Consider the following 2,100-nt stretch of genomic DNA (forward strand, 5'->3'; position numbering starts at 1 on the left):
GTCCAGCACGACCCCGCCCCGCGATCAGCCCTATACCCCCAGAGCCACACGTTCAGGCGACACCATCACGGACATCAACTCACATACCGCCCTCTCAGAGGCGGATCAGCGCGCACGAGGAGTTAGGGGAAGCTCGGGGGCCCGCACCGGGCCACGGGGGGCTCGCGGGGCCCGTGCCGTCGTCCGAGGAGACCCCGCGCGGGCAACCAAGTGGCCGCGGTGGGCGGCCGGATCGGGGCGGCCGGGAGAGCATGACCGCAGCTGGCACCGTGTTTTCCCGCCTGCCACGGACAGACCCCTCAACCAGTCGGCGGGACCTGCCCGTTCAAGACCTCCTGCACGTGGGCGACCTGGGCGGCGACCAGCTCGGGCGTGGGCATGGGCGGGGTCTGGCCGATCGGGTCGAAATGATGGAACGCGATCAGCACGTCGCCGACCCGGACAATCACGTGACCGGTGGCGGATCTCGACTCGGGCATCTGCGGCAGCGCGAGGCGGACGCCGACACTGAAGTCCCCCGCAGGGGGGACCTGCACGCGCTCGGGCCGATGCCACGCCGGCACTCCTGTGGGACCCATGTCGGCGTAGGAGCCGCACTCGTCGAGCGCGCGCAGTCCTGCATCAATGACCGACTGGGCTTCCCCACCCGGGAACGTGCCAATCACCACGATCGTGTACGCGATGTCCCCGCCGCCCGACCATGCCGCCGTCGTGTGGCCGCGGATCCGCTCATCGCCGACACCGCCTGACAGCATCGCCGCCAGCGGTTGGCAACGGTCCTCGTACGCGCGCCTGATCGCGATCGGCGGCGCCGCCGTGGGCGCCTCCAGCCCCGCGGGAAGGGACGCGCCGTCAAGGACGAGGTCTCGCAGTTCGGACTCGCTCAGTGAGGAGGCCTGACGGCCCGCAGCTGCCACAGAATCCGTCCCCTTCCCCGAACCGGTTGCCTCCCGAACAACGTACCCTCGTGCGCAGCCGACCAGAACAGACACGACCACGACCGCCGCCACGCCACCGGGTACCGATCTGCGATGCGCTTTGCGATACGCGGACACCCAGCCCCCGATGCTCAAGAAGCAGACCGAACGTACCCGCCAGCCCGAACGCACGCCTGCGGCCCCTGGCCAACAACGGCGCCCGGTGCCGTGATCCATCACACCGCGGACGGCCGTACCTCCACGACACAGCCCTGGTAACACCCGTTGTTGATGACCTATTTTGCCGACCTGGCCCCGTACACGTACGCGGAGCAGGAGTCCATTCGCCTCCCCGACGGGGACGTGGTCTTCCTGCCGCGATACCACCGCGTCGCGGTCGGCTGGCTGGCCCGGGACCGGGAGTTCCGGCACGCAGCGGTGCCGACCGGGTTCGTGGAGGCCCTGATTCGCATCCACGACGGCCCAGGCGGCCACGCCAACGGCACCCGCGGGTTCCACTGCTGCGAGTTCTGCCCGGCGCCGGACCTCCTGCGGGACGGGCTCCCGCACACCGTCCACGGCGACCGGTCGTTGTTCCTCGGCAGCGCCGAGATCCGCCTGCCTGTCCTACAGCCACCGCGACGGATGTTCGCCGCCCCGAACCTGATCATCCACTACGTGATCGAGCACGACTACGCGCCCCCTGCCGAGTTCGTCGACGCCGTGATGGCGTACGACGACTCCTGGGCGGAGCTCCGTGTCGGCCCCTGGTTTCCCGCCGGCGCACATGTCCACCTGCGGAACGGCAGGTTGAGCACGCTCACGCCGAACGGGGTCAAGCGGGTACGCGAGATCCGGCGCAAGCGGTAGCGGTCGCTCCCACCTTGCACAAAACCGAGCTTCCCAGCCAGGAATACCGCACATCGAGAATGACGCTCCCCGCCAGCTGGGGCGTCTGCGTGGAGTGCTGCGGAGCGTCAGGCGTACGCGAACGACCTGGACGACGAGCGGCTGTTGATCGCGGTGTCGGCGGCGTCGAACCGTTCCAAGGCGGACAAGGACCCGGCGGAGTGGATGCCGCCGTACGTGGCGTACGCATGCGAGTACACCGGGAACTGGATCGCGATGAAGATCCGCTGGGGCCTGTCGGTCGACCAGGCCGAGTACGACGCGCTCACCGCCC

General features: G+C 69.5%; 2 protein-coding genes. One reads left to right on the forward strand and one right to left on the reverse strand.

Going from position 1 to position 2,100, the window contains the following annotated elements; genetic code table 11:
• Window positions 1-299 precede the first annotated feature (299 nt).
• A complete protein-coding gene (locus tag ACWD12_RS40965; protein WP_450103947.1) occupies window positions 300-917 on the reverse strand; it encodes a hypothetical protein in 618 nt (205 codons plus the stop codon).
• Window positions 918-1,208: 291 nt separating this feature from the next.
• Between ACWD12_RS40965 and ACWD12_RS40970 the strand changes: the two genes are divergently transcribed.
• The gene (locus ACWD12_RS40970; protein ID WP_450103948.1) at window positions 1,209-1,787 is read left to right on the forward strand and encodes a DUF7919 family protein; all 579 of its coding nucleotides are present in this window, start codon (window positions 1,209-1,211) and stop codon (window positions 1,785-1,787) included.
• Window positions 1,788-2,100 lie beyond the last annotated feature (313 nt).

Source organism: Streptodolium elevatio, assembly GCF_053592165.1.

Bases quoted from the DNA above. Each gene is read 5' to 3' on its own strand.
- ACWD12_RS40970 (WP_450103948.1), top strand. From the start codon at position 1,209: ATGACCTATTTTGCCGACCTGGCCCCGTACACGTACGCGGAGCAGGAG.